Consider the following 24,514-nt stretch of genomic DNA (forward strand, 5'->3'; position numbering starts at 1 on the left):
TCAGCACTTGTGCCGGACACCGCTGCCTCCCACCTACCATGACGCCATGACCGCTTCAGGTAAACGCCGACACCTGTCCGTCGTTCCTGACGTGCCGGTGATCGTCCGGCCGTCCGAGCGACCGGGTCGCCGAGACGTGGCGAGTTTCCACCTGCGGATCGAGCTCGACGACGTGTCGCCGGCCATCTGGCGGCAGTTCGTCGTGCCCTCGAACCTGCGGCTGAACGAGCTGCATCCGATCGTGCAGACGGTCATGGGCTGGCAGGACAGCCACCTGCATTCGTGGGTTGGCGGCGAGCCGCCCGCCTCCGAGCGGTACGAGATGCGCGAGAGCATCGAAGAGGGCTTCGCCGACGAGGACGACGAGCTGTGCGAGGACGCGGTCCGGCTCGATCAGGTGCTGGCCGAACCCGGCGAGCTCCTGTCCTATCAATACGACTTCGGCGACGGCTGGGACCATACGATCGTCCTCGAACGGATCGAGGCCGACGGGCCCGCGCCGACGGTGACCTGCCTCGCCGGCGCCCGCGCCTGCCCGCCCGAGGATTGCGGCGGACCGGGGGGATACGCCGACCTGCTGACGGTCCTGGCCACCCCGTCGCACCCCGGTCATCACGACGCCGGGGCGTGGGTCGGGCCGGGCTTCGCGCCCGAATCGTTCGGCGTCGACGCCGTGAACCGTAATCTGCGGATCGAAGTCGTGATTCGTGACCACGGTCCGGTGACCGATTCCAAGTTCGCGGAACTGCTGCGCCGGATCCCCCATCAAGCTGCCCCGCACGTCTTTTCGCTGCTCGAGCACGCCCAGCTCACGACGCGGAAGGGTGACTTTCCTGCGGCCCAGGAAGCGGCGACGTTTCATCTGCGGTGGTTGCTGCAGCGCATCGGATCCGACGGCATCACGCTGACTCAGGCGGGCTACCTGCCCCCGGCCGTGGTGGCGGAGATGCGGCAGGCGCTTCCGGGCTTCGACGACTGGCCCGCCACCAGCAATCGCGAGACGGACCAACGGCCCGTCCACCTGCTCCGCGAGTACGCCAAGACACTCGGACTGGTGCGCAAGTACAAGGGAAAACTTGTTCGAACCAATCTCGGAACGGCGATGGCGGACAACGCGACACAGATGTGGCGTCATCTGCTCGACCGCCTGCCGCTGGGCACCGAACAGATCGAGCGGGAGGCCGGATACCTCGTGCTTCTCACCCTCGCCGCAGGCACGTCGTCGGACGAACGCAGGGACGTGATCGCCGAGGGACTCGCCGCCCTCGGCTGGCAGACCAGCGACGGAACGATCGTCGGCCGGGAAGAAGTGTTCTGGATGGGACGTCCCACGATCTCGTTCCTCGAACTGATCGGCGCAATGGTCGAGGGCTGGGTCCAACGCGACCAGCCCATGGACCCCGAATGGGGTCGGCTCCTCGCGCAGATGGTGCTGTCGATGTGAAACGCCCCGCTTGTCTCCCGCGGTTTCGGAAACGAACTCAACGGTGGTTACGTCGGAGTTCTTTCAGTCTCTTCCGAATCGGCGACGCGGCCATTCCCTGGAGGTTCAGCGGCGGGTCGATCCTTGTCAGCACGTCGTCCTCGAGCTTCCCGAGTGTGTCGGCATCTTCATAGGGGACGGCAAGGACTTTGAGATGTTGCTTCATCCAGACCGTGAGAGCGTCTTCGTCGATGCTCGGACTCCGGTCGGCACTGGCGAGGATCGATCCGAGAGTCCGCCTGAAGGTGGAGAATTCGTGACGTCCGCCGAGGTGCATGCCGACGATGCGCGACCAGAGAGTGTTGGTCGAACGCTTCCCGCTCGGCCAGCGTGTTGCTCCAGCGAGGCCGGCGTAGATCAGTCCACATGAGATGTGGATGTCGAGCCCGTCGGCCAGGTCCGACGCACCGGAATCGTCGACCCACCAACTGTAGAGACCGGGACGCTTTAGACCTTCGCCCCCGTGTTCGAGGAAGTCGGCTGGTGCGATTGCTCGAGATTCGTCTAGCAGTAGTGTGATGAATGCGGCGGCGGCCTCGTGAGTTTGCTCGCCCTGCCGAACCCGTACAGGGTCAGTGTCGCCTGTTCCGCTAGCGGTGTACCACTGGAGTCGCGCACCCATGGTGAGTCCCTCGAGCCGGTTAACCACCGTTGCCCCTTTGGCAATCAGGTGGTCGGCGATCACATTGATGTATGGGGCTCCGGCGTGGATCTCGATGATCTTGCCGTGCAGGGGACCTTCCAGCAGTTCGAGACGTTCGGCAGCCCACGCGCCCCAAGCAGCGCGATAGGACGGCGGTGTATCTGGGAGGTAGCGCTCGTACGGAGCGAGCCACTCGTCCGGTGCAACCAGTCCGTGCTCAGCAGACAGGATGAACCACGGAATGCTGCGGCTCTCGGCGTAGGCACGCTGCTTCTTGAATAGCGAGGAGATGTACAGGTCCTTGGCAGCTGCTGGGACGTTGAGCTTCGTCTTGACGCATGTGACAAGCAGGAGATCTGCCCGTTCGGGGATGAAATCGGAGTGCGTTGCGAGAGGTGAGGCAATCTCGGGCCGCACGACGTGGCTTGGTCGAGGCTGACCATTCGGGTGGTGCGGATTCGACATCGGGAAGGTCCTTCACGAGAGATGATGCTCGAGGTTGCCTGGAGGGGATGCCCAACCAGTTCGCGTGAGGGTGGGCATCCCGTGCTGATCAGGAACCGAAGATCGACGGTGCCGGTGCCGGTGCCGCGGGTGCCGGCCGGGCCTGGGGCTGGGCGGCCGGAGCGGGCGTCCACGTTCCGCAGTCCGTGGACGAGAAGACCATGTCGGTCGGCTTGATGGTGACGATCACCTTGGGCGAGTGGGTGTAGTCCATGGCGATGACGTCCTCGTACTCACCGCTGGTGCCCGACAGGCGTTCCCAGTAGCAGCCCATGATCTCGTCGACGGTGCCGCTGCCGACGTACGTGCCCGGGGCGATGTCCAGCCCCAACGATGTAGTCGCCGTCGCCGAACGAGGTTGCGGGCGCGGCATTCGCGATCCCGGATCCGACGCCAAGGATCGCGAGAGTGAGTGCAGCGGTGAGTGATACCTTGCGGAACATGTAGATGATCAGCCTTTGCTCAGTATTTGCGAACCTGCGGTCAGTTCGTTGAAACGGAAAGTATCAGGCCCGTCCGACACGTGGGTTCGGGAGGGGGCTTCGGCGGCCATTTCCGGTTGGTCGATGTCATTCGGATGATGTATTGATCTGTCGGAGAATGAGATCTGGCGACATGCGGGCGGGACACGGGGTGCCGTGTCTGCCTGCCCCGTGTCCCGTCACCGCCCCAGTGCCCTTTACAGGGTGTTGATCCAGGCCAGACGGTCGGTGGACAGTGAAAAGGTGTCCTCGAAGAGCACCACGTAGGTTCCGGGGCCGGAGCCCTGACGGGCGTCGAAGCACACGCTGCCGGTGGCCTGACCGCTGGGCGCGATCTTCCCCGAGTTCAGCAGTTCGCGGTCCGGGGCGAACGTCGCGTCACGGATCGCTCCGCTGGCGTCCTGAAGGCTCCAATCGACGTACCCGTTGAAGTCGTTCTGCTTGTCACCGACGTTCTTGATGGTCACGTTGCTGCACAGGTATTCGCCGATCACGCTGCTCACCGGTTCGAGCGTGGACACGGTGTAGGCGAGCCCGTCCCGGGTGATCGTGTCGCCGCCGGCCGCGGAGGTGTCCTCGTCGAGCTTTCCGGGGAACGCGGGGCCGCTGTCGGCGGCTGCGTCGTCGCCGCTGGAACCCGCTGTGACGGTGGTGTCCTCGTCGCTTCCCGTGCTCGACGCGATGGCAATCGAGCACGCGCCGAAGAGCAGAATCGGGACGCCGACGACGATCCACGGCCAGATGCGACGCTTCTTCTTCGGCGGCTGCGGGGTGGGGTAGGGCTGGTTCTGGTAGGGCTGTCCGGGGTTCGTCATGTCGGTTCCTCCTGCGGATCGCTCGAGTGGGTGACGTGTCGGGACCGCTTCGAGGCTGCTGTCCCGCTCGGGGAAGAGTTCACCCGACTCGGCACCGGTCGCGGATCGTCCGAAGAGTCGGTTCGATTCCTCCTTTCGGTCGGAAGTCCGCTCGGGCCCCTACTTTCGGCCGATCGTGAACTTGTCGGACCGGTGCGTAGCCTCATTGCCGTGACTGCAACATCCGCTGAAATCATCCGTCGTCGCGTCTGGACCACCGGCGCGGTGACCCTCAGCGTGTTCTGCTCGCTGATGACGGTCGGGCTGTCCGGCGATTCCGGAACTGTTGCGGTGTGGAACATCGCGATCGGGCTGGTGCTGAATCTGGGTGCCGCGGTCGCGCTGGTGTGGCGGCATGAGCGTCCGTGGCTGGTGCTGGGCCTGGCCGTCGTGGGTCCGTTGTTCTTCTCGACCGATGCCACTGCCGCATTGATCGCGCTGTATGCGCTCGCGCAGACCGAGCGGGGGCAGCGGCTGGCCGCGGCAGCGACAGCGGTGTTCCTGGCGTGCGGAGTCTCGCTCACCTATGACGCGTTCCGCACGCGGGACAATTCGGTTCTGACGATGGGTTCGACGCGGCCGGAGGTCGGCGGGCCGAAGCCGGACTGGGATATCGCACTCTGGATCCCCTGGCTCGTTGCGGCGACGCTCGTGGCGATCGTGGTCTCGGTCGCGGTGTTGAAGCACACCCGTTCCGAACTCGCTCAGGCCGAGCGCAGCCGTGACCGCGCCACCGAGCAGACACATGCGATGCGGGACGAGATGATTCGCACCGAGGAACGCACTCGCATCGCGCGAGACATGCATGACACTCTCGCCGCCAGCCTGAGCCGGATCTCCCTGTTCGCCGGGGCCCTGCAGGTCAGCGGTGCCGGCAACCCGGAGAAGGTCGCCAACACCGCGTCGATGATCCGCAGCACCGCGCACGAGGCGCTCGACGAACTCAAGAACATCGTGGGCGTGCTGCGAGGGTCGGGTGGGGCGAGTCGCGCGGGCGGCCACCAGGGCATCGACGGCGTCGCCGACCTGGTCCAGTCCGCCCGTGCCGCCGGCCTTCACGCCACTTACTTCACGGATCTGCGGCCCGGAGACGTCGGCACCGTGTCGGGCCACGTCACCTATCGGGTTGTGCAGGAATCGCTCACCAACGCCCAGAAGTACGCGAGCGATCAGACCATCCGCGTCGCAATCAGCGGGGCCAGCGAGAGCGGGATCCGCATCGACGTCCGCAACCGGCTCAGCATTCAACCCCCGAGTGTCCCGCCCGGGTCGCGTGCCGGACTTCCCGGGCTCGCCGAGCAGGCCCGCGACATCGGCGGAACCCTCAAGGCGGGCAGGCTCGGTGACGAGTTCGTCGTCGATTGCTGGCTGCCCTGGTTCGCCTGACCGCTGTCGCCGATACCGTTGGCGGACGTGTCGGTCCGGGGTAATACCCTGTGGTCACCATGACCGGAGCCAGCGCAATCACCGTCTTGATCGCCGACGACGACCCCTTCGTCCGGCGAGGTGTTTCCGACATATTCGCCGCCACCACGGACATCACCGTCGTCGCCGATGTCGACGACGGCGACCGGGTGCCCGCCGCGGTCCACGCGTATCGACCGCACGTTGTCTTGATGGATCTGAAGATGCGCCGCGTCGGCGGGCTCGACGCCACCCGTCAACTGATGACCCTGCAACACCCACCCCGGGTGATTGCGATGACCGCGATGGACGTCGACGACCTCGTGATCCAGGCCGTCTCCGCCGGCGCCCACAGCTTCCTGAGCAAGGATGAACCGCCGGAGACGTTTCACCAGTCTGTCCGTGCCGTCTCCGCCGGCAACACCCTGTTCAGTCAGGAGTCGCTGCGCCGGATCGTCGCTGCCAGCCGGACCGCCGCTGCGGTTCCTGATCCTGCTGGTCTGGCCGTACTCAGTGCGCGAGAACGCGACGTCCTGCGGTCACTCGCGTCGGGCGCCTCGAACGCCGACATCGCCGCGCAACTATTCCTCAGCGAAACGACCGTCAAGACTCACATTTCGGCGGTGTTCAGCAAGTTGGGCACCCGGAACCGCGTCGAAGCGGCGTTGACCGCGTTTCGGGCCGGCCTGGTCACCTGAGTGCTCTTCGAAGCGAGGACCCCCACTCCATCCGAGGACGAAGTGGGGGTGCGAGCAATCTTCCCCTACCAAAGGTCTCACGCTCGTCGGCCACTCTACACATTCGTGTAGGACTTCGAATGCCAAGCACACACGTGTCATTCGCATGGACGACACCTTTCGGTCCATGACGATTTCGGGCCACATGTGTCGGAACCTTCTGCTTTGATACGACTCACGGGGATGCGTTCGAAGACCCCGGCGTGGTCGCTCGCGAGCAAGGGAAGGTGATGATGATGGCCGATTCCACCGAGGTGCCCGAGGTTTCGTGGGCGGGGATGGTCGAGTGGTTGACGGGTTCGCTGGTCGATCAACCGGTCGCGCTCATCGTCGAGATCGGCCCGAACAGTTACGTCAGTGAGGACGAAGACGAGGAAGTCGTCTGCGCGCAGATTCAGGTACTGGCCGACGGTGTGTTGATGCTTCGTCGATCACGCGTCGAACTCGGGCACCTGCTGCTCGCCGACTATTCGGCCGAGCACCTGACCCTCGACAGGTGGCATTTCGACGGCCACTTCGAAGACTGCACGGACGGCTATCTCTTCAGTCGCGACGTGAACCTGATCGCAAACACCTGCGTGGCGTGGTTCCGGGACAATTGGGGCACGCGGTCCACCAGTGAACTCGGATGTTCGTATCGGTTCCCCGACGAGTTGATTCCGTCTGTCGACGCCGACGACGTGTTCTGACCGCCACTACGGTCGAACTCGAGGATTCGAGGGTCCCGGTTCGACGGTTCCGGCACACTGGTTCCATGAGCACTCCGCCGCGTCGTCGGTGGGTGTTGCATGTCGATCTCGACCAGTTCATCGCCGCCGTCGAGGTGCTGCGGAATCCTGAGCTGCGGGGACGTCCCGTCGTAGTGGGCGGTCGCGGGGATCCCACCGAGCGCGCGGTGGTGTCGACGGCGTCGTATGAGGCGCGGGAGTTCGGTGTCGGTTCCGGGATGCCGATGCGGATCGCGGCACGGAAGATCCCCGACGCGGTATTCCTACCTGTCGACGCCGAGGCCTACACCGAGGTATCGGGCGTCGTGATGGACACCTTGCGCAAACTGGACGTCGTCGTCGAGGTGATGGGCTGGGACGAGGCGTTTCTGGGTGTCGAGACCGACGACCCGGAGGCCTTCGCGCGAACCGTGCACGACGCCGTCCTCGACGCGACCGGTCTGCACTGCTCAGTCGGTATCGGCGACAACAAGTTACGAGCCAAGATCGCGACAGACTTCGGCAAACCACAGGGCATCTACCGGCTCACCGAGGAGAACTGGTTCGCCGTCATGGGGCAGCGCCCTACCGACGCGCTGTGGGGGATCGGCAGGAAGACAGCGAAGAAGCTTGCCGCGCTGGGCATCAGCACCGTGCAGAAACTCGCCGACGCCTCGGATCTGGAATTGGCCGCGACCCTCGGTCCGAACATGGGACCGTGGTACGCCAGGATCGGTCGCGGGATCGACCTCTCCCCGGTCTCGGCGGAACCCTGGGTGGCCCGGTCGCACAGCCGGGAGACGACCTTCCAGCAGAACCTCGCCGGCCGGGAGGCCGTCACCGAGGAGATCCGTCGTCTCGCCGCCCGGGTCCGGGAGGACATCCTCGCGGAGAACCGCCGGGCGGTGCGAGTGGCGTTGAAGGTGCGCTACGCCCCGTTCGACACCCACACGACGAGCAAGCCGCTGCCGGAGCCGACGTTCGATCCGGACGTGATCGCCGATGCGGCAACAGCATTGGTCGACAGGCTCGACCACGAGCGGGAAGTGCGACTCCTCGGTGTGCGGCTGGAAATGACCCCGCCCACGTGAGTGGCAAGGCGTGCTCGGGCACGCTTTGCCACTCACGTGTCAGCGGCGGGCGAAGACTGCGGGCTCGCTGTCGGGAACCTGGGCGACGAGGTCGCGGGCGACGAGGTGCCGAAGATGGGCCGCAGCCTCGGACAGCGCCATGCCCTTGCCCATGGGGGAGATGTCGGCCCACGGCTTGTACCACTTCATGCGCTCGGCCACCTGCCACACGGTGATCTGGTCGTCGCCGAAAGCCTTGTACAGGTGGTCGAGTCGCTCTTCGTGGTGCTCGATGAGTTCGCCGGCGCGGCCTGCGACGTCGTCGATCGGGATGCCGTGGGCGCCGAGGCCCCGGGTGATGTTCATGGTCTGGACGCGGCGCAGCGAGTCCATGAACTCTGCCAGGCCGTCGCGCTCCTCGAGCGGGTATACGAAATTGCCGACGTGTGGCGTCGTCTTCTGCAGGACGTGGTCGCCGGTGAACATCACGTCGGCGTCTTCCAGGTAGAAGCAGACGTGGCCGGGAGTGTGGCCGGGGGTGTAGACGGCGCGCAGGTTACGGCCGGCGAGGGCAATGAGTTCGTCGTCGACGAGAACACGATCGGGCGCCGACTCGGGACCCGCCGGCGGCTTCCCACTCGTTGCCTTCTCGAATGCCTCGAGATCTGCCGGGGCGGCACCGGCGCGCGTCATGTTGGCCTTCTGGAAATCCAACCACTCGGGTCCGTGACCGGTCGACATGTGCTCGAACATTTCGTGATCGGATTCGTGCATCGCGATCCACGCACCGGACGCCTCCCGCACTCGCCCGCACAGACCGGTGTGGTCGGGGTGGAAGTGCGTGAGTACGACGCCTTCCACATCCTTGACCGAGTGCCCAATGGCCTCGAGACCGGAGGTGAGGCCGTTCCAGGCGTTGTCGTCGTCCCAGCCGGCGTCGACGAGGATCAGGCCGCCGGGGGATTCCATCGCGTACACCAAGGTGTGACCGAGGGGATTGTCGGTGATCGGGACCGGAATCTGGAAGATCCCGTCACCGATGGGCGCTGCGTCGCTCATGTGCATACCTCGTTGCCTAGATGAACAAATTAGTTCTACTCACCTTCATACTGACCTTTCGCCGCGGTTTGCGATACCGCGGGTCCCGATTAGCGGAACGGCATGGCCCGTGACCAGGTGCTTTCGCGCAAAAGCCGACCGGGAGACCGGAAGGCCCACTGGATGCCGGACGCTATGGAATGCTCCACTCGGACCAGCTTTCACGTGCTCGCATTGCGACAGGAGACTGCTTTGACCACAACCCTCGTTCGATCGCGCCGCCGGTGGTACACGACCGGAATGTGTGGCCTCGCCGTAGTGGGTGCCTCGGGACTGCTCGCCCCCAGCGTGGCGGTTGCCGCGCCGGCGGCGTTGCCTGCCGGCTGTGTGCAGGGCGTCGGCACCCAGGTGACCTGCACGTTCACATTCACTGGCAGTGCGCAGTCGTTCACGGTTCCCGAGGGCATTACCAGCTTGGCGGTGACGGCAACGGGCGGTCGTGGTGGAAACAGTGAAGACATCCTCGGCGGCGCCGCGGCGGTCGCGACCGGACAGCTGACGGTCGCCGCAGGTGACGCGCTGTACATTCAGGTCGGCGGCAACGGTGGCGACGGTAACGGCCAGGCCGGATACAACGGCGGTGGGGCCGGCGGCACCGGCGCAAGTGGCGGAGGCGGTGCCTCCGACGTTCGCACCGGGACGGGTGAGCTGGCGGATCGTCAGATCGTCGCCGCGGGCGGCGGCGGCGCGGGTGACACCTATATCGGTGGCGCGGGCAACCTGATGGGACCTGCCGGCGGACCCGGCGGCGGGGGCGGCGGTGGCGGAGGCGGCACGGACGTCGCAGGTGGTGTCGGAGGCAACGGTGGCACCGACCCGCATGGTTCGCCAGGTGAGGCCGGCGTCGGTGGTGCCGCTGCGGGCACGGGCGGTGGTGGCGGCGGCGGCTGGTTCGGCGGCGGAGGTGGCGCCGAGAACTACGGCGGTGGCGGAGGCGGTGGCGGGTCGTCCTACGCGCCCGGCGGAACCTTCACCGCAGCTGGGGCGGATGCTGTTTCGTCGGTGGTCATCACGTACGGGGCCGGATCGGGAACAGGGTCACTCGGAAACCTCTTCGGCAGCAGCTGATCTCGACTCCCACGCTGGAGTCGCGACAGGCCGCGAACTGACACACGAAATCGGCAGCAGCCCCGAACTTTCGTTCGGGGCTGCTGCCGATGGTGTTCTCAGACTGCGATAGCCGCCGCCGTAGAGGCGGACGCGGGTTCGTAGATCGCTTCGATGCGGCGCCGGGTCTCGTCGGGGTCGGACTTCATCGCGAGGACGAGTTCGGAAATGACGAGCTGCATTGCGTGCTCGAGCTGCCGCTTCTCGCCGGCCGACAGCGGCTTGACCTGCGAACGCGTCATCAGATCGCGGATGACTTCACTCACCGTGAAGATTCCGCCGACGGTCAGCTTTTCCTGGTTGGCCTTGAACCGCCTGGACCAGTTCGACGGGTCGTCGACCGTCGGACCGCGCAAGATGTCGAAGACTCGACCGACTTCGTCGTTGTTGATCGCGTTTCGCACGCCGATGGATTCGGCCTTCGCTATCGGGATCTCGATGGACAGCCCGTTCTGAGCGACCTCGAACTGTACGTATTCGGTGGGCAAATCGTTGAACATCCGGGTCGTGAGCTTTGTGACTGTCACGGACCCGTGGTGCGGGTACAGAAAGATATCACCGATATTGAGATTCATAGATTACCTACCCTTCCCCAACATTATGGCACACGCTGCCATCTTGACAACTGCTGACCAGATATGAACGATCTCTGGTGGGTGCTCCTACCGATTGCGAAGGCCGTTGATGACCAGACTCGAAGCGTTCTCCGTATCGCCTGACCTGCCCGCCGGCCCGTTGGGGCTGCGGGAGCGGCGACGCGAGCAGACGAATGTCGAGATCAGCGAGACCGCACTCACGCTGTTCGAACACAAGGGTGTCGAGGGCACGACCGTCGGCGAGATCGCGCAGACTGCGGGAGTGTCGCAGCGAACCTTCTTCCGATATTTCGCTACCAAGGAAGAGGCCGCGCTCCGCGATCACTGGGCCTTCGAGGCGGTCTTGGCCGGAGGGCTCGACCAGCTCGACTCGGAAGGTTCACCGAGGCTCGCGCTGGAAACGGCCTTCGCTGCTGCTCTGACGATGTACTCGGACAGTTTGTCGATCGCCTGCCGACGATTGCTGCGGGTGAACCGACTCATCAAGAAGGAGCCGGCGCTGCGGGCGGAGCTGGCGCGCGAGAGTGTGCGGCGAACCGCGGCGCTTGTCGATGTGGTGTCGAAGAGGTTCGACTGCGCCGACTTGCAGGTTCGACTGGCAGTCGATGTGTCGATTGCCGTGCTCCGTGCGGCGTTGGAAACGTGGGTGGACCAATCGTCCACCGATGAGACGGCGAGCCTGCCCGAAATCTATTCCTTGGCAAGGGGACTCGCGCAGGCGTGATCGGAGACGGTCCGCAGGCGCCGGCTCAGCCGGCTAGGAAGCTGAACCGGACGTGCCGCACCGGGTTGTCGACATTGGTGTCGACGAGGCACACGGATTGCCAGGTGCCCGTCGCGAGTGCGCCGTCGAAGACGGGCACGGACGCGTAGGGCGGCAGGAACGCGGGCAGCACGTGGTCGCGGCCGTGCCCGTGGCTGCCGTGGCGATGGATCCACCGGTCGTCGCGCGGAAGCACCTCGTCGATCGCCCGCAGCAGGTCGTCGTCGCTTCCCGCGCCGGTCTCGATGACGACGAGTCCCGCAGTGGCGTGCGGTACCCACACATGCAACAGGCCGTCGCCGGCGCCTGCTGAGGCGAGGAACTTCTCGATCTCACGGGTCAGGTCGTGCACCACGGGCTCAGCGCCGGTGCGCACCTCGATCTCGGTACTGAACATAGTTCCGACGGTAGCGCCATGCCCCGTGACAGCGCACGCGCTATGTGACCAAGCCCTGCCGCGATCGGAATCGTCAACACCGCATCGAGCGGCGTCGACAACTAGGGATGCAATCTCGATGACGAGCCCAACTAGTTAAGCGACCATGCTCAGGTACTCGAATCAATTGCAGGAGTACCGGGCGGCTCGAGCGGCGGACCCGACCCCGCAGCGGTTGCGCCCTCGGGATGGAAATCATGCGTGGAGCAAGAGGTTATTCTGTGTGCGCATTGAGGTTCCTTTCGGTGTAAAGCCCGGTCCCAGTATTCCCTTGGCGGAGGGGGCCGGGTATACCGGAAACCGCGCCGCCGCCGTCACTGTCGCGGATGTGGTTTCGCGACCGCCGTCTCTACTACTTGCGGCCGGCTGCCCACTTCATGCCCCAGCTGTAGGTCTTGTCGAGATCGGCCTGGCTGCCTTCGATGTACTTCACCTCGCGGGTGACGGTGATGCCCTGTCCGGTATTCTGCAGCATCGCGATGGCGCAGATGCGAGCGGAGCTGTTCGAGGAGTCCAATCGAACCTCCACCTCGGGACCGCTGGTGGGGTAAAGGGTGACGACACCGTCCACGGCCGCCCAGTTGGGTGCGCCGTCGTAGATCATCGCGAAGATGAGGATCCGCTTGAACATCTCCGGTCGGTCGAGATTGATATGCATGTTCTCGCCCCCGGTCACAGTGCCGGTGCGGTCGTCGGCGTCGAGCTTGACGAACGGCGGGGCCTGCAGCGATCCGAAACTGTTGCCGAGTGCCTGGACCACACCCTTCGACCCGTCGGCTAGTTCGTACAAGCAGCCGAGGTCCAGGTCGATGCCGTTGTTACCGCCCGCGGCGGCCGCGAGCTTCGCGAAGAAGCCGGTCTTCTTCGGTTGCGGTGTTACGCCCGTCGACCAGTTGAGGTTGACCCGCATCGCACCCTGCCGCTCACCCGACTTCGTCAGGCTGACCGATGGCGCGGCCTTCGACAAGGTCACCTTGCTCAGATTGACTCCGCCCTGCGGTGCGACAGGGGCGGAGGGGCGTCGGGTGTAGTCGATGGCCACAGGTGGGAACCTTCCGATTGACTGAGCGCGTCAGACCGTTGTCCGATTTGCACGATTTCGGTCCAGGGTAGCGGCAGTCGCGCGCGGCGGACTACAGCCCGACCATGGTCACGCTGAATCCCGTGCACTCCACTCGATCGCTGGGCAGGTGTCCATCACCATCGCGACGCCCGTTGCGATCGTTCGCTGGAAGGCGGCCTCGTCGATGACGCCCAATTGGAACCAGACACCCTTCGCACCGATCTCGACGGCCTGGTCCGCGAACTCGCCGGCGGCCTCGGATTTGCGGAAGACATCGACGACGTCAAGGGCGAACGGGACGTCCGCGAGAGTGGCGTAACCCTGCTCGCCGAGCACCGTCGGGGCGTCAGGATGGATCGGGACGATGCGTTTCCCGCGGCGCTGCAACAGCTCCGCGATCCGGTACGCCGTCCGGTCGGGATTGCCGGAGAGCCCGACAACTGCCCACGTGTCCCAGTCGTCGAGCATCGACGACACGGCCTTGGAGTCCTGCCACTTGGTATCCACATCGCCAAACTACTACTGACCGAACTAGGCGGAATTGCATTCGATGACGCACTCGACGCGCTGCGAAGTAGGACGCAGTCGCAGCGTACTTGCTCGGGTTCTAGGCGAGGAACCCAATGGCGTTGTGGCCGTTCGACCTTGCATTTCGGGTGTTGCCTTACACGCCGCAATGATAGATCCTATGCATCGTGGCCGACACGGCGGACCGCCCCGGTGTCGCCCACCGCGTCCTCGCAGACGGCGTCGCGCATCTGGATCCGGAGACGGCGGCGTTCGATGCGATGTTGGACGGGTGGGCGGTGCAACAACGCGCCCGGTTCCTCCAGCCCGCGATGATCGAGTCGCGGCAGACGTTGCTGCGGTGGCTTGCCGAATTCACCAACGACTATCCGTAGAACTGGCAGTGTGCGGACATCGAGGACATTCATCACCAGCCGCCGCCAGGGTGCGAAATCGATCGTGGTGTCGACGGCGTGGATTTACGAGATCTCGCTGCGACAGTTCCTCGCATTTGTCACCGATCCCCGCTACGGATGGCCGCCGGAATGCCGGGAGCGCTTCGGTGTGACACCGACACAACTGCTGCACGAGTCGAACTCGATCGTGCACGTCACCGAACACGAGGGCAATCCGCGCCGGCGGCCGCTGACCTATGACGAGATCCACGCCCTGTTCGACGCCGCCGACGCTCGCGTCGAACAGATCCGCGCGCACCACCGCAAGGGTGCGACGGCCGCGATGCGGGATGCCGCCCTGCTCAAGACGATCTACGCGTTCGGGATTCGTCGTCGCGAAGCCTGGGGTCTGGACCTCGCCCAGGATGCTTCTATATCCGTCAAGTCATGCTGGGGCCGGGTATGCAGCCGTCAGTGTTCGGAACAGTTGCCGGGGGATATACCTCTTCAGGCAGCGCATGATCTCCTTGGTCGTGCGACCCTCGCGGCGGCGCCGGGCAACATACGCGCGGGTGTCGGGGTGGGTGCGCATCCGGACGAGGACGATGGTGGTCAGCGCCCGGTTCAGTCGTCGATCTCCGCCACGATTGAGTCTGTGACGCATCGTGTTCCCCGACGACGCCGGTATCGGGCAGGTCCCGGCGAGGGCTGCGAACGCGGCTTCGGAACGGACACGGCCCGGATGGGACCAGGCGATGAGCACGGAGGCCGCGACCACCGATCCGACGCCGGGTAACTCCGGCAGTTCCGGTGCGACCGAGCCCACGGCAGAGTCGAGTGCTTTCCTGTTGTCGATCAACTCGGCATCCAGGGCGCGGATTCGCTTCGCCAGTCGGACCGCCTCCTGCCGGCACGTGTGCATGGTGACGTCCTCCGATCGGGAACGCCAGGTAGATATCGCATCAATCTGTTTGCGCGTCAGAGCTTTGCGCGCATCGATACCGAGGTCGGTGATCCGGAGCAGGGCGGTGAGCGCATTGACTGCTCGGGTCCGCTCGGCGGCCATTTGTTCTCTGGCCACGACCAGGACCCGAAGCGCGGCGCGGGGACCCTCGGCGCGCGGCCAGCGGAGCCGGGAGATGTCGACCGCGAGCACCGACCGGGCGATCCGGACGGCGTCGAGTGAGTCGGTCTTGCCGATTCCGCGTCGGTGCGCGGCTGGCATCGCGGCGGGTTCGACGACGGCCAATCCGGAACCGAGGACCCGCTCGGCGAGACCGGCTCCGTAGGAACCGACGCCTTCGATGACCACCAGAGTCGCGTGCTCGCCCACGCGACGACTGATCCATGTCACCGCTCGCTCGAGCCCGGATGGGTTCGTAGGAAACATTGATTGGTCGACGACTGCACCGGTCGCGGCGGTGACAACCGACAGCGAGTGGGTAGCGGCGTGGGTATCGACCCCGATGACGAACTCGTACTGATCTGCAACGATAGGCATTGCGACGGATCTCCTTCCCAAAGGGTGACGTCGTGTCGGCGTCGGCCCGGGAAGAACACTTCGAGGCAGGCCTGTAACGGGCCACGACCCGCGCACACGGGTCGGGCAGGCTTCTGATCAAGCCACCGAAGCGAGACCGGGTCGGCGTCGCCGTCTCGACCGAGTGGACAGATCCTGGAAAGTGCACCCCGAAAGGGCCATGCGGTTCAGGGGTCACACCCAGTCGCGACGACGACACCGATCCTGCCAGCCAGCCCCGGGCCAGCCACTACAAACACTTACAGGCGGTTCAGACTTGCGCGGGCGGGTGCCAGAGCCGCTCGAGGGTGGAGTCGGCGGCCCCGGCCAGTTCGGGTGGTGCGGCATGGGTGCGCGCTGGGTTTCTTCCTCCTGCCATGGCGCGGGCGGGGCGGCGGGCCGGGGGACGGTTCGGGCTTGACCGGTGCGGGTGCCGGGCGGTCCGTCTCCGGTTCCTCCCGCACCGTCGGGATGGCGGCCTCCACCGCGTCGGGATGTCGGCCTCCGCCGGCCCGAGTGCGTGCTGCGCGGCCGCCGCCAGGGCCCCGCAGCTGGGGTAGCGTTCCTCCCGGTCCTTGGCCAACGCCCGCGCAATGACCTCGTCGAACCCGGCTGGCAGGCCCGCCCGAAGGGCGGCGGGTCGGGGGGTCGGCGAGTTCAGGTGGCCGGCCATCAGCGGGGCCAGGGGCGATCCGGGATACGGCTGCTGCCCGGTCAGCAACCGGAACAGGGTGCAGCCCAGCGAGTACACATCGGCCCGGGCATCCAACGGAAGGTTCGCGAACTGTTCCGGCGCCGCGTACTGCAGGCTCGCCACCAACATCCCGGTTTTGGTCAAGTGCTGGGTCTGCTCGAGCGCCTTGGCGATCCCGAAATCGGCGAGCAGCACCCGCCCGGGATCACCCCGGTGACCGGGCCGGGGGTGTTCGACGAGGATGTTCGCCGGTTTGACGTCCCGGTGCAACACCCCCGCCTCGTGGGAATAGTCCAGCGCCCGGGCGGTCTCGGTGACGATCCGCACGGCCCGTGCCGAATCGAGGGGACCACCCTCGCCGGCGGTCGCGGCGTCGGTGCCCTCGACGTATTGCATCGCGATGCACAACCGGTCGCCCTCCCGGCCGCGGTCGTACACCGCGACGATGTTCGGGTGCTCGAGCCGGGCCGCGTGGTCGGCCTCCCGCTCGAACCGGGCGCGGGCGTCGTCGTCCTCGGCCAGCGCCGGGTGCAGCACCTTCAGGGCGATCCGCCGCGGCAACCGCGGATGCGCCGCCGCGTACACGGTGCCCATCCCCCGACCCCCAGCACGCGGTCGATGGTGTACCCGGCGAACACCTCCCCCGGCCTCAAGATGCCGTGCTCGCCCATGCCGTCACCGCCTCACTCGGATGCCTCGCCGACCTCAGTCAACACCGACCACGTCAGGGCATCAGCCAACCGTTGTCCGCGGGTCAGGGCGGACAGGCTTTGTGTCAGCGCCGCGACGGTCCCCGACGACGGGACGGCACCGGAGGGGCCACCGGGGTAGGGTCATCGGTGTAGTGGACGGCACACAGCCCGGGACGGGACTGCACTTCGACGTGCTCGGACCGGTGCAGATGACGATCGACGGGATCGCCCCACCGCTGGGTGGCCCCAAGCAGCGTGCCGTCCTCGCGGCCCTGATCATCAACCGCAACCACCCGGTGTCCGCCGACGCGCTCGCCGACCGGGTGTGGAATCATCGGCCGCCACCCGAGGCCCGGGCGAGCCTGCAGGTGTTCATCTCGAATCTGCGTCGAATTCTGCGCCATGCCGGGATCGATGCCCGGGCGGTGCTGGCCAGCGCGCCGCCGGGGTACCGGCTCATCGTGCCGGACCAGGGTTGTGATCTGGGACGATTCCTCGCCGAGAAGAGGGCCGGGATCCAGGCCGCCGCCGCGCGGCGATTCGAGGAGGCGAGCGGGCACCTGGCCGCCGCGCTCGCCGAGTGGAAGGGCCCGGCACTCGACGATCTCCGGGATCTGGAGTTCGCCGAGACGTTTGCCGCCGCGATCGAGGAGGAGAAGGTGTCGGCCCTCGCCGCCCGCGCGGAAGCCGAGATCGCGTGCGGACGAGCCGAGGCGGTGATTCCCGAGTTGGTGTCCCTCGCGTCCGTCTACCCGCATCGCGAGCCGTTGTGGGGTCAGCTGATCACCGCGCTGTATGTGTGTGGCCGGCAGTCCGACGCCCTCGAGGCGTGCCGCCGGCTGCGCTCGAACCTGGCCGAGGAACTCGGCATCGATCCGGGCCGTGACCTGCTGGAACTGGAGGGCCGCATCCTGCGGCAGGAATCATTGGCGGTGGCCGAGACCGCGCTGGCGACCGCCGCCCATACGGTCACCGTCCTCGAGACGCTCGAACGCGCCCTGGCCGCGCAGCTGCGGGATCGTCAGGGCCGTGTCTTTCGGATGGGATCGGCGGGGGTCAGGATCGGCCGGATGCCCGACAACGACATCGTGCTCGCTCAGGGCAAGGTCAGTCGCCACCACGCGATCATCGTGGATACCGGGATGAACTTCGTGTTGCGGGACCTGCGTTCCTCGAACGGTGTATACGTGGGCGGCAACCGCGTCGTCGACAGCGTCTGGCTCGTCGATGGTGACATCATTCGGATCGGCGACACCGAGCTCGAATTCCAGATCGTGGTCGAATAGCGCAGCGCCTCCCCACCCCCGACACGTGCGTCGTCGTGCTACCCGACCGATGTTCCGCCTCGTCGGCATCACCACCGGGCCCAGACGCTCCGGTTCGTCTCGGGTGCGGCAACCGACTCGGTGGGGCGTGTGGCGGGTGAATCAGGCCGGGAGCGCGTAGGTGTATTGCGGGCAGTACACCGTCACGGCGTCGGCGATGATGAGGCCCGCCTCGTACGGCGAGTAGGAGGACTCGCTCAGGAAATCCAGTCCGATGTCGTAGAAGTCGTAGCCGCTCTCGAAGTCCCCGCAGACCGCGTAGCCCAGCGCCACCGCGTAGTAGGCCGAGTCGTAGGGGATGCCTTCTTCGTCGAGGGCGGTGAGGTAGACCTCCTCCGGCGCATAGCTGGTGGCGTTGGCGACCCCGACCCCACCCACGGCGGCGACGCCGAGCACGGCGGTGACGGCGGCGACGCGAGCGGCGGACTTGACGGACTTGACGGTCTTGGGGAACATGGCGGGTCCTTCTCTTTGAGTTGCCATTGGCTGGTATGAAAAGGATCTGGGATGTCGCTTGTCGGATTCTGAACGAAATCTTGTGATGGTCTCCGCGAGCTCGACGCGGCCTGGCGCCGGTCACAGCGGGAGGACCGCTGCATCGACGGGTTCGGGTGTGATGCCGCCTCGGCTCCGCGGACTCGACGGTCTCGGAGGATCCCGAGCCGATCCGACCCGGGTCGGATGTCCCGCTCGGCCGGGTCGGTCTAAGTGAAACTGGCGGCCTAAGTGAAACTGGCGGCGCGCGTCCACTTCATGGTGCGCAATGCCGACGACAACGCCGGGACGATCGGACCGATTCGTTTCGAGAAGGACACGATTTGGTCGTCGTAGTCACCTTTAGGTTGGAAGTGTTTGCAGCGGTAAGTGATTCGCACTGCCACGGCGGCGTACACGGCGTCCGTGTCGGTGACCGCGCATCCCTGACCGCGCGGATGGGAGGCGCGAAGGCTGGACTCGGCCCGCTCGCGGAGTTCGGCCAGCAGTTCACGCTGCTGTTTGCGGGGGAGGGACTTGGCATCGTCCGGCAGCATCGACAGGGCGCCCTGCGCGACGCGTGTGATGGCGTCGTGGTCGGGCTCGTCGGCTTTGGCCGCGCGCAATGTGTCCTCGACCGCCGCCCGCAGCCGTGCCGTCAACTCCAGGTCGGACGCCCGGTAACTCGTATAGGGGACCATGCCGAGGGCCCGGCGCCGTTTCGTGGTCGCCCACGAGTTGGTCCCGGGCCAGCCTCTCGGTGGGCCGCGGGTCGGTGCCGATCCAGTGTTCCCAGGTGCGCGGGCATGAGGCGGAGATCTGCGTGATCAGATGTTGCTCCAGCGCGCCCGGAAGCACCGGGGTGGACTCGATGACCGCGCGGCCTTGCGATCCGCTACCGCGCCGGTCAGGTAGAGCTCGGCAAGAACCCCCGCACGGACGAGTGCACCGAGTTCGTCGTACTCGGCGATCAGGCCGTCGGGGCGTGTGCAGAGCAAATACAGGCGCTTCCACAGCGGGAGGGGAGGCACATAATCGATGCAGCCCGTTGCGGCCGAAGGTGGATGGCGTGGACGACCGACTCTGCAGCCCCATGAGTGTGCCCCGTGAGTCTGCGGAGTCATACACTCCGATTGGCTCACAGACGGCGTAGCGGTCCGACCGAAGGCGGTGTTGCCGATGGGTCGTGCGGAACTCGAGCCGGGTGACGTGTTCGCCGGCTACACCATCCAACGTGTGTTGGGCGTCGGCGGGATGGGCGCTGTGTACCTCGCTCGCGATCCTCACCTGCCCCGGAACACCGCCCTCAAATTGCTGGACCGCAGCCTGACCACCGACGACTGCTTCCGCTCCCGCTTCGAGCTCGAGGCCGACCACGCGGCGCGCCTGGAACACCCGAACATCGTGTCCGTCTTCGACCGAGGCCGGGAAGCACATCAACACTGGATTGCGATGCAATACGTTGCCGGAACCGATGCCGCGGTGGCGCTGCGTGAGGGTCCGATGGACCCATCGCGCGCCGTGCACATCATCGCCGAAACGGCGAAGGCCCTGGACTATGCACACGAGAACGGCGTGCTGCACCGCGACGTCAAACCGGCGAACATTCTGTTGGGCACGTCGGGCGCCGAGCAACCCGAGCGGGTACTGCTCACCGATTTCGGTATCGCCAAGGCACTCGACGAGACACAGCACCTGACCAGAACCGGGTCGCTGGTGGCCACCCTGCAGTACTCGGCGCCCGAGGCTTTCCAAGGCATCCCACTCGACCCCCGCGCAGACGTGTACTCGTTGGGCTGCACCCTATTTTGCCTGCTCACCGGCCGCCCACCGTTCACCGGAAGCACCCAGGAGGTCATGCGTGGTCATCTCAGTGCACCCGTACCGCGGATCAGTGCTGTGCGCGGTGATCTTCCGCCGACCTTCGACGACATCGTCTCCGCCGCTTTGGCGAAGCGGCGTGAAGACCGGCTGCCGACCTGCCGCGCACTCGCGGCCGGCGTTCAGCTTGCCCTGTCGAACGCGCAGTCCTCGCACACGGTCCAGTCCACCAGTTGGCGGACGCAGACGACGAACCTGCACGGCACACCCCATGCCCAGACGACTCGGCACCCCACCTCACCACCGCATGGGCGGCCGCCACCCCGGCCGGTACCGCAACCGCCCCCACCACAGACGGTCAGCGTTCCACAGCGGCGAAATCGGGCGCGTGTTCTGCTTTCGCTAGTCCTCCTCACCCTCTTGGCCGTCGGTGCCGCAGTGGCGTTCGTGTACTGGGGCAACCGGTCACCGACCCGGACCACGCTGCCGTTCAGCGGCCTCAACTCCCCCGTCGGCGTGGCCGTCAACACCGCCGGAGATCTCTTCGTCGCCGACACCAACAACAATCGAATCCTCAAGCTGGCCGCGAACTCCGACGCCCAGGACGTCCTCCCGTTCACCGATCTCGACCACCCCGCGGGGGTAGCGACCAATGTCGCCGGCGACGTCTTCGTCGCCGACACAAAGCACAATCGAGTGCTGAAACTCGATGCCGGAGCCAAAACCCAGACGGTGCTCCCGTTCACCGACCTGGCCGGGCCCGCCGGAGTAGCGGTCAGCGACGCCGGACACCTTTTCGTCGCCGATAACAACAACAACAGGATTGTCGCGCTACCCGCCGGCGCCGCGAGCCAACAAGTGCTGCCGTTCACCGACCTGCACGGACCGGTCGGCGTGGCGGTCAACTCCAGTGAAGACGTATTCGTCACCGATACCGACAACAACCGCGTGCTCTTCCTTTCCGCCGGCGCCACCGACCAGACCGTGCTGCCGTTCACAGCGCTGGCGTCCCCCACCGGTGTGGCGGTTGATTCCACGGGCGATGTGTACGTCGCCGACTACCGAAATGGTCGCGTTGTCGAACTTCGAGCAGGCGCCGACACCCCGACCGTGGTGCCGTTCACCGGTCTCGATCGCCCGATCTGGGTAACGGTCAGGGCCACCGGAGACCTCTACGTCACCGAGGGCAACACGGTCCTACGCCTGCCGGGCGACCCTTGATGTCGTCCTCCCGACCGGTCACGGTCAGCCGCCACCGACGACTTGGAACGAGCCATACCAGCTTCCATAGCCCACGGACGTGACGCCGTTTGATGTCGAACCTTCATACGAGCTGAGGCCCGGGGAGATCACGATGACCACCACGCCGCCGCCCTGCTGGGAAATCACTCCCGCATGCACACCAGCCGTGCACACGCTGGAGTCATCCGTGTAGGTGCCCGAGCCCCACACGGTGCCGAACGCTCCACCCGGCGGGCATTCGAACGACGCTTGTCCTCCGTCCTGACCCCGGAAAGCCTCGGCGGTCGTACTCCAGTCGGCGGGCGGCAGCGCCTGCGTTGTCGGCGGCTGCGTTCGCGGGGGTGGCGCCACCGTGGTCCGCGGCGGCGGTGGCGCGACCGTGGTCCGGAGCGGTGGGCGTGGCGCGACCGTCGTCCGGAGCGGTGGCGGTGGCGGTGGCGCGACCGTCGTCCGCGGCGGTGGGGGTGGCACCGTCGTGGTCGGCGTCCTCGTCCGCGTCGTCGTCGGTTGCTGCGGTGTCCCGCTACCGACGTTGATCACCACAGGAGCCCCGGTGACAACGTTGATGACCGTGAACTGGGTAACCGACGCGGGTGCGGGCTGCACGACGATGATCTTGTCCGGCTCGAAACCCGGCCACCGCTGCCCGCTGTACGTCGGGGCTGCTTTGGTGGGCTGCGGCGGCAACAGCGGGTTCCCGCACTGGCACCGAACCCGCGGCACACCGCGGTCGTCGACGAGGACTGCCGTCCCGGCCTGCAGCACGGACTGCAGCGCGGTCGGTCGGCCATTCTCGTACCCGTGATTCGTCACCCGGGTATCGGAACCGAGAATCACCGACGTGAGCGACTCGACATAGGCGCGGACGTCGGAAACACCCAACACCTTGCCGAACGCGGCCCGCTGCCCCGGATTCTGTTCGAGGAATCCGATCAGTTTCGGCTTGTCGCAGACCGACAACTCGAGGGAGCCACCGTAGATTCCGGTTCGGTCGCCCGGCACGGCGATCAATCCGGGCCGGCCCGGATCCGGCGCACCGGCAGCCACCGTCGGCATCGACTCCGGCAGCGTGGTCGGCGCATCGGGGGGCACGACCAGCGGCGTCCACGGAAACGGCCCCTCGGAGGTCGCCGCCTCGAGCAACACCTCACCCTCATCCGCGTCGCCCCTCACGAACAAGAGATAGCCGCCGACGAGCACTCCGATCAGCACGGCGGCGAGCAACCCGAACAGCAGAGGCCAACGGCCACCGCCCCGCGAACGCGGAGGTGGAGGACCCGGCGGCCCCGGGGGCGGCCCATCGGCGGGCGGCCATTGTTGGGCGTGCGGTTGCCACTGTTGGCCCTGAGGTTGCCACTCGGGGCCGCGGGGTTGCCAGTGCGGACTGCCTGGCGTACCCGGATCGTCGCTCATGGTGCACCGCCGTCGACCATGTCGCCGGATTTTCGTCAACGATACCCCCGAAAACCGGGCCTCACGAGACCCGGTGGCTGTCCGGCTTGCGCAGAAGGAAAACGACAACCCGGTCAACGGGGGTCCCCACGGACCCGTTGACCGCGCCTTATCCCTGATTTCCCTGATTCCTGCTTCAACGACGCCGGCGGGGTGACGCGTTCACCGGACTTTGCGGCGAGGTACTCGACGTACTGGACGAACGCCTCCCGGCAACCCGTCGCTGCGGGCGGACAGTCAGGCAAGGACATCGTGTTCGGCGACGAAGGCGTCGGCGGGGATATGGGTGACCGACTGCACACCAGAATCTGGTGATGCCACCTGTCAGGTGACCGTGATCGATTGGGCGACGGCTCCACTGCTGTCGCACACCACAGTCACGGTCTGGTCGCCGGGAGGAGTACCGAAATACAGAGTGAGAGAGCCGGTGCCATCCACCACTCCGTCGAGGAAGAGTGCCTCGTTCGCATCGGTGGTGGCTATGCATGTCTCCCCGGGCGCGGCGCCCGTAATGAATATGTCGGCACCGCCGGGGCCGCCATAGATGTTGGCGTAGTAGCCCTGGGCGGGTCCGGGTCCGGGGGCGGGTGCTGGGGCTGGTCCCGGACCGGGGCCGGTGGGTGCGACCGTGACCCATTGGCCGTAGCCTCCGCTGCTGTCGCACGCCAGAGTCACCTGGTGGTCGCCGGGCTCAGCTGGAATAAAGATAGCCAGAAACCCCGCATCATCCACCACGTCACCAAAGGTGTAGCCGTTGTCGGTGACCAGGCAGTTCTCCCCGGGCGTACCGTCGGTTACATACACTTCGACCTCGTCGGCGCCCCCATAGACCTCAATAGTTGCGGCCGAGGCTATCCCGTGACCGAGCAGTACCAGGGGAACCGTAGCGCCGACACACATCGCGGCGCGAAGGCCGGTGTGTTTCATGATCGAACCGGTGATTCGGGGCGCCGGTGTGGCGGTGGCAACGCGAGCGGCGGATGTGACGGTCTTGGGGAACATGGCGGGTCCTTTTCTGTGAGAGCTTTTGCGGGTACGAAAAGGATCTGGGATGTCGCTTGTCGGATTCTGAATGAAATCTTGCGATGGTCTCCGCGAGCTCGACGCGGGCCCGGTGCCCGGCCCAAGCGGGGGCGACGGGCTTGGGGGTCGATGCCGCCTCGCATCGGCGCCGTGGGCTGGAAGGTCTCGGCGAAGATCCTTGACGTCAAGGATCTTCTCTGTCCGGACCACGTATGAGACGTCAATGCCACCAATGCGACTTCGCCAGCTGCACAAACCCGCGGACATGCGGTCGGGGACCAACGCCGTCAACCGCACCGAATACCACCTGCGCCGCCGCAACCTCGCCTGTATCCTCGCCGATGTCCGCGGCCTGCCGGCCGACCCGCGCCATCGCCACGGGCGATCCGCACCGGCCTCGCCCGTGGCGAAGCCATCGAGGAG

The 24,514-nt window shown here is 66.2% G+C and carries 25 protein-coding genes; 10 read left to right on the forward strand and 15 right to left on the reverse strand.

Annotated elements, in window-relative coordinates:
* Nucleotides 1-46: 46 nt before the first annotated feature.
* Entirely contained in the window at nucleotides 47-1,444 is a 1,398-nt protein-coding gene (locus GO592_RS05840) for a plasmid pRiA4b ORF-3 family protein (protein ID WP_050998698.1), read from the forward strand.
* A 37-nt stretch (nucleotides 1,445-1,481) separates the two neighbouring features.
* On the opposite strand, the gene GO592_RS05845 is transcribed toward GO592_RS05840, so the two are convergent.
* The 3 genes from GO592_RS05845 to GO592_RS05855 form a co-directional block, all read right to left on the reverse strand.
* A complete protein-coding gene (locus GO592_RS05845; RefSeq protein ID WP_237720606.1) occupies nucleotides 1,482-2,591 on the reverse strand; it encodes a DUF6884 domain-containing protein in 1,110 nt (369 codons plus the stop codon).
* 88 nt (nucleotides 2,592-2,679) lie between these two features.
* Nucleotides 2,680-3,003: a hypothetical protein gene (locus GO592_RS05850; RefSeq protein WP_157234341.1), complete on the reverse strand. Its 324-nt coding sequence runs from the start codon at nucleotides 3,001-3,003 to the stop codon at nucleotides 2,680-2,682.
* Between the two features lie 306 nt (nucleotides 3,004-3,309).
* A complete protein-coding gene (locus tag GO592_RS05855; protein ID WP_007300470.1) occupies nucleotides 3,310-3,927 on the reverse strand; it encodes a DUF4352 domain-containing protein in 618 nt (205 codons plus the stop codon).
* A 30-nt stretch (nucleotides 3,928-3,957) separates the two neighbouring features.
* On the opposite strand from GO592_RS05855, the gene GO592_RS05860 reads away from it, so the two are divergent.
* From GO592_RS05860 to GO592_RS05875, 4 genes are all read left to right on the forward strand, one after another.
* Entirely contained in the window at nucleotides 3,958-5,352 is a 1,395-nt protein-coding gene (locus tag GO592_RS05860) for a sensor histidine kinase (protein WP_007300471.1), read from the forward strand.
* Nucleotides 5,353-5,411: 59 nt separating this feature from the next.
* On the forward strand, nucleotides 5,412-6,068 hold the full coding sequence (locus GO592_RS05865) for a response regulator (protein ID WP_025433045.1): 657 nt from the start codon (nucleotides 5,412-5,414) through the stop codon (nucleotides 6,066-6,068).
* A 275-nt stretch (nucleotides 6,069-6,343) separates the two neighbouring features.
* Nucleotides 6,344-6,796 (forward strand): hypothetical protein, encoded by a 453-nt coding sequence (locus tag GO592_RS05870; RefSeq protein WP_039952816.1) that lies wholly within the window; start codon nucleotides 6,344-6,346, stop codon nucleotides 6,794-6,796.
* Nucleotides 6,797-6,861: 65 nt separating this feature from the next.
* Entirely contained in the window at nucleotides 6,862-7,905 is a 1,044-nt protein-coding gene (locus GO592_RS05875) for a DNA polymerase IV (RefSeq protein ID WP_039952798.1), read from the forward strand.
* Nucleotides 7,906-7,944: 39 nt separating this feature from the next.
* Here the strand turns inward: GO592_RS05875 and GO592_RS05880 are convergent, their stop codons facing one another.
* A complete protein-coding gene (locus tag GO592_RS05880; protein WP_007300474.1) occupies nucleotides 7,945-8,943 on the reverse strand; it encodes an MBL fold metallo-hydrolase in 999 nt (332 codons plus the stop codon).
* Nucleotides 8,944-9,174: 231 nt separating this feature from the next.
* Here GO592_RS05880 and GO592_RS05885 point away from each other — a divergent pair, with 231 nt between their 5' ends.
* Nucleotides 9,175-10,050, forward strand: a complete 876-nt coding sequence (locus tag GO592_RS05885) for a glycine-rich protein (RefSeq protein ID WP_237720607.1) — start codon at nucleotides 9,175-9,177, stop codon at nucleotides 10,048-10,050.
* Between the two features lie 98 nt (nucleotides 10,051-10,148).
* On the opposite strand, the gene GO592_RS05890 is transcribed toward GO592_RS05885, so the two are convergent.
* A complete protein-coding gene (locus tag GO592_RS05890; protein WP_237720608.1) occupies nucleotides 10,149-10,616 on the reverse strand; it encodes a CarD family transcriptional regulator in 468 nt (155 codons plus the stop codon).
* A 157-nt stretch (nucleotides 10,617-10,773) separates the two neighbouring features.
* On the opposite strand from GO592_RS05890, the gene GO592_RS05895 reads away from it, so the two are divergent.
* On the forward strand, nucleotides 10,774-11,409 hold the full coding sequence (locus tag GO592_RS05895; protein ID WP_007300477.1) for a TetR family transcriptional regulator: 636 nt from the start codon (nucleotides 10,774-10,776) through the stop codon (nucleotides 11,407-11,409).
* Nucleotides 11,410-11,434: 25 nt separating this feature from the next.
* Here GO592_RS05895 and GO592_RS05900 read toward each other — a convergent pair whose 3' ends face one another.
* The 3 genes from GO592_RS05900 to GO592_RS05910 form a co-directional block, all read right to left on the reverse strand.
* On the reverse strand, nucleotides 11,435-11,845 hold the full coding sequence (locus GO592_RS05900; RefSeq protein ID WP_007300478.1) for a secondary thiamine-phosphate synthase enzyme YjbQ: 411 nt from the start codon (nucleotides 11,843-11,845) through the stop codon (nucleotides 11,435-11,437).
* A gap of 391 nt (nucleotides 11,846-12,236) precedes the next feature.
* Nucleotides 12,237-12,926 carry a TerD family protein gene (locus GO592_RS05905; RefSeq protein ID WP_007300479.1) on the reverse strand — a complete coding sequence of 230 codons (690 nt, stop codon included), beginning with the start codon at nucleotides 12,924-12,926 and terminating at the stop codon, nucleotides 12,237-12,239.
* 108 nt (nucleotides 12,927-13,034) lie between these two features.
* A complete protein-coding gene (locus GO592_RS05910; protein WP_007300480.1) occupies nucleotides 13,035-13,454 on the reverse strand; it encodes a CoA-binding protein in 420 nt (139 codons plus the stop codon).
* A gap of 188 nt (nucleotides 13,455-13,642) precedes the next feature.
* Between GO592_RS05910 and GO592_RS44095 the strand changes: the two genes are divergently transcribed.
* Nucleotides 13,643-13,849, forward strand: coding sequence for a hypothetical protein (locus GO592_RS44095; protein ID WP_237720609.1), 207 nt, complete (start codon nucleotides 13,643-13,645; stop codon nucleotides 13,847-13,849).
* Between the two features lie 445 nt (nucleotides 13,850-14,294).
* Here the strand turns inward: GO592_RS44095 and GO592_RS05920 are convergent, their stop codons facing one another.
* Together GO592_RS05920 and GO592_RS05925 are read right to left on the reverse strand one after the other, a co-directional pair.
* Entirely contained in the window at nucleotides 14,295-15,350 is a 1,056-nt protein-coding gene (locus tag GO592_RS05920) for an IS110 family transposase (RefSeq protein ID WP_007300481.1), read from the reverse strand.
* 289 nt (nucleotides 15,351-15,639) lie between these two features.
* Nucleotides 15,640-16,656, reverse strand: coding sequence for a serine/threonine-protein kinase (locus GO592_RS05925; RefSeq protein WP_007300482.1), 1,017 nt, complete (start codon nucleotides 16,654-16,656; stop codon nucleotides 15,640-15,642).
* A gap of 250 nt (nucleotides 16,657-16,906) precedes the next feature.
* Between GO592_RS05925 and GO592_RS05930 the strand changes: the two genes are divergently transcribed.
* Complete coding sequence (locus GO592_RS05930; RefSeq protein ID WP_007300483.1) at nucleotides 16,907-18,040, forward strand: BTAD domain-containing putative transcriptional regulator; 1,134 nt, start codon at nucleotides 16,907-16,909, stop codon at nucleotides 18,038-18,040.
* A gap of 141 nt (nucleotides 18,041-18,181) precedes the next feature.
* On the opposite strand, the gene GO592_RS05935 is transcribed toward GO592_RS05930, so the two are convergent.
* The 3 genes from GO592_RS05935 to GO592_RS05945 form a co-directional block, all read right to left on the reverse strand.
* Entirely contained in the window at nucleotides 18,182-18,535 is a 354-nt protein-coding gene (locus tag GO592_RS05935; RefSeq protein ID WP_007300484.1) for a DUF732 domain-containing protein, read from the reverse strand.
* Between the two features lie 266 nt (nucleotides 18,536-18,801).
* Nucleotides 18,802-19,254 (reverse strand): hypothetical protein, encoded by a 453-nt coding sequence (locus tag GO592_RS05940; RefSeq protein WP_007300485.1) that lies wholly within the window; start codon nucleotides 19,252-19,254, stop codon nucleotides 18,802-18,804.
* A gap of 126 nt (nucleotides 19,255-19,380) precedes the next feature.
* Complete coding sequence (locus GO592_RS05945; RefSeq protein ID WP_007300486.1) at nucleotides 19,381-19,584, reverse strand: hypothetical protein; 204 nt, start codon at nucleotides 19,582-19,584, stop codon at nucleotides 19,381-19,383.
* 148 nt (nucleotides 19,585-19,732) lie between these two features.
* On the opposite strand from GO592_RS05945, the gene GO592_RS05950 reads away from it, so the two are divergent.
* A complete protein-coding gene (locus GO592_RS05950) occupies nucleotides 19,733-21,595 on the forward strand; it encodes a serine/threonine-protein kinase PknD (protein WP_007300487.1) in 1,863 nt (620 codons plus the stop codon).
* A gap of 24 nt (nucleotides 21,596-21,619) precedes the next feature.
* On the opposite strand, the gene GO592_RS05955 is transcribed toward GO592_RS05950, so the two are convergent.
* Both GO592_RS05955 and GO592_RS05960 read right to left on the reverse strand, forming a co-directional pair.
* Complete coding sequence (locus GO592_RS05955; RefSeq protein WP_007300488.1) at nucleotides 21,620-22,840, reverse strand: LCCL domain-containing protein; 1,221 nt, start codon at nucleotides 22,838-22,840, stop codon at nucleotides 21,620-21,622.
* A gap of 552 nt (nucleotides 22,841-23,392) precedes the next feature.
* Nucleotides 23,393-24,070 (reverse strand): hypothetical protein, encoded by a 678-nt coding sequence (locus GO592_RS05960; protein WP_007300489.1) that lies wholly within the window; start codon nucleotides 24,068-24,070, stop codon nucleotides 23,393-23,395.
* Between the last annotated feature and the right edge of the window lie 444 nt (nucleotides 24,071-24,514).

The sequence above is a fragment of the Rhodococcus sp. 21391 genome, assembly GCF_016772255.1.
GTDB lineage: Bacteria > Actinomycetota > Actinomycetes > Mycobacteriales > Mycobacteriaceae > Rhodococcus_F > Rhodococcus_F opacus.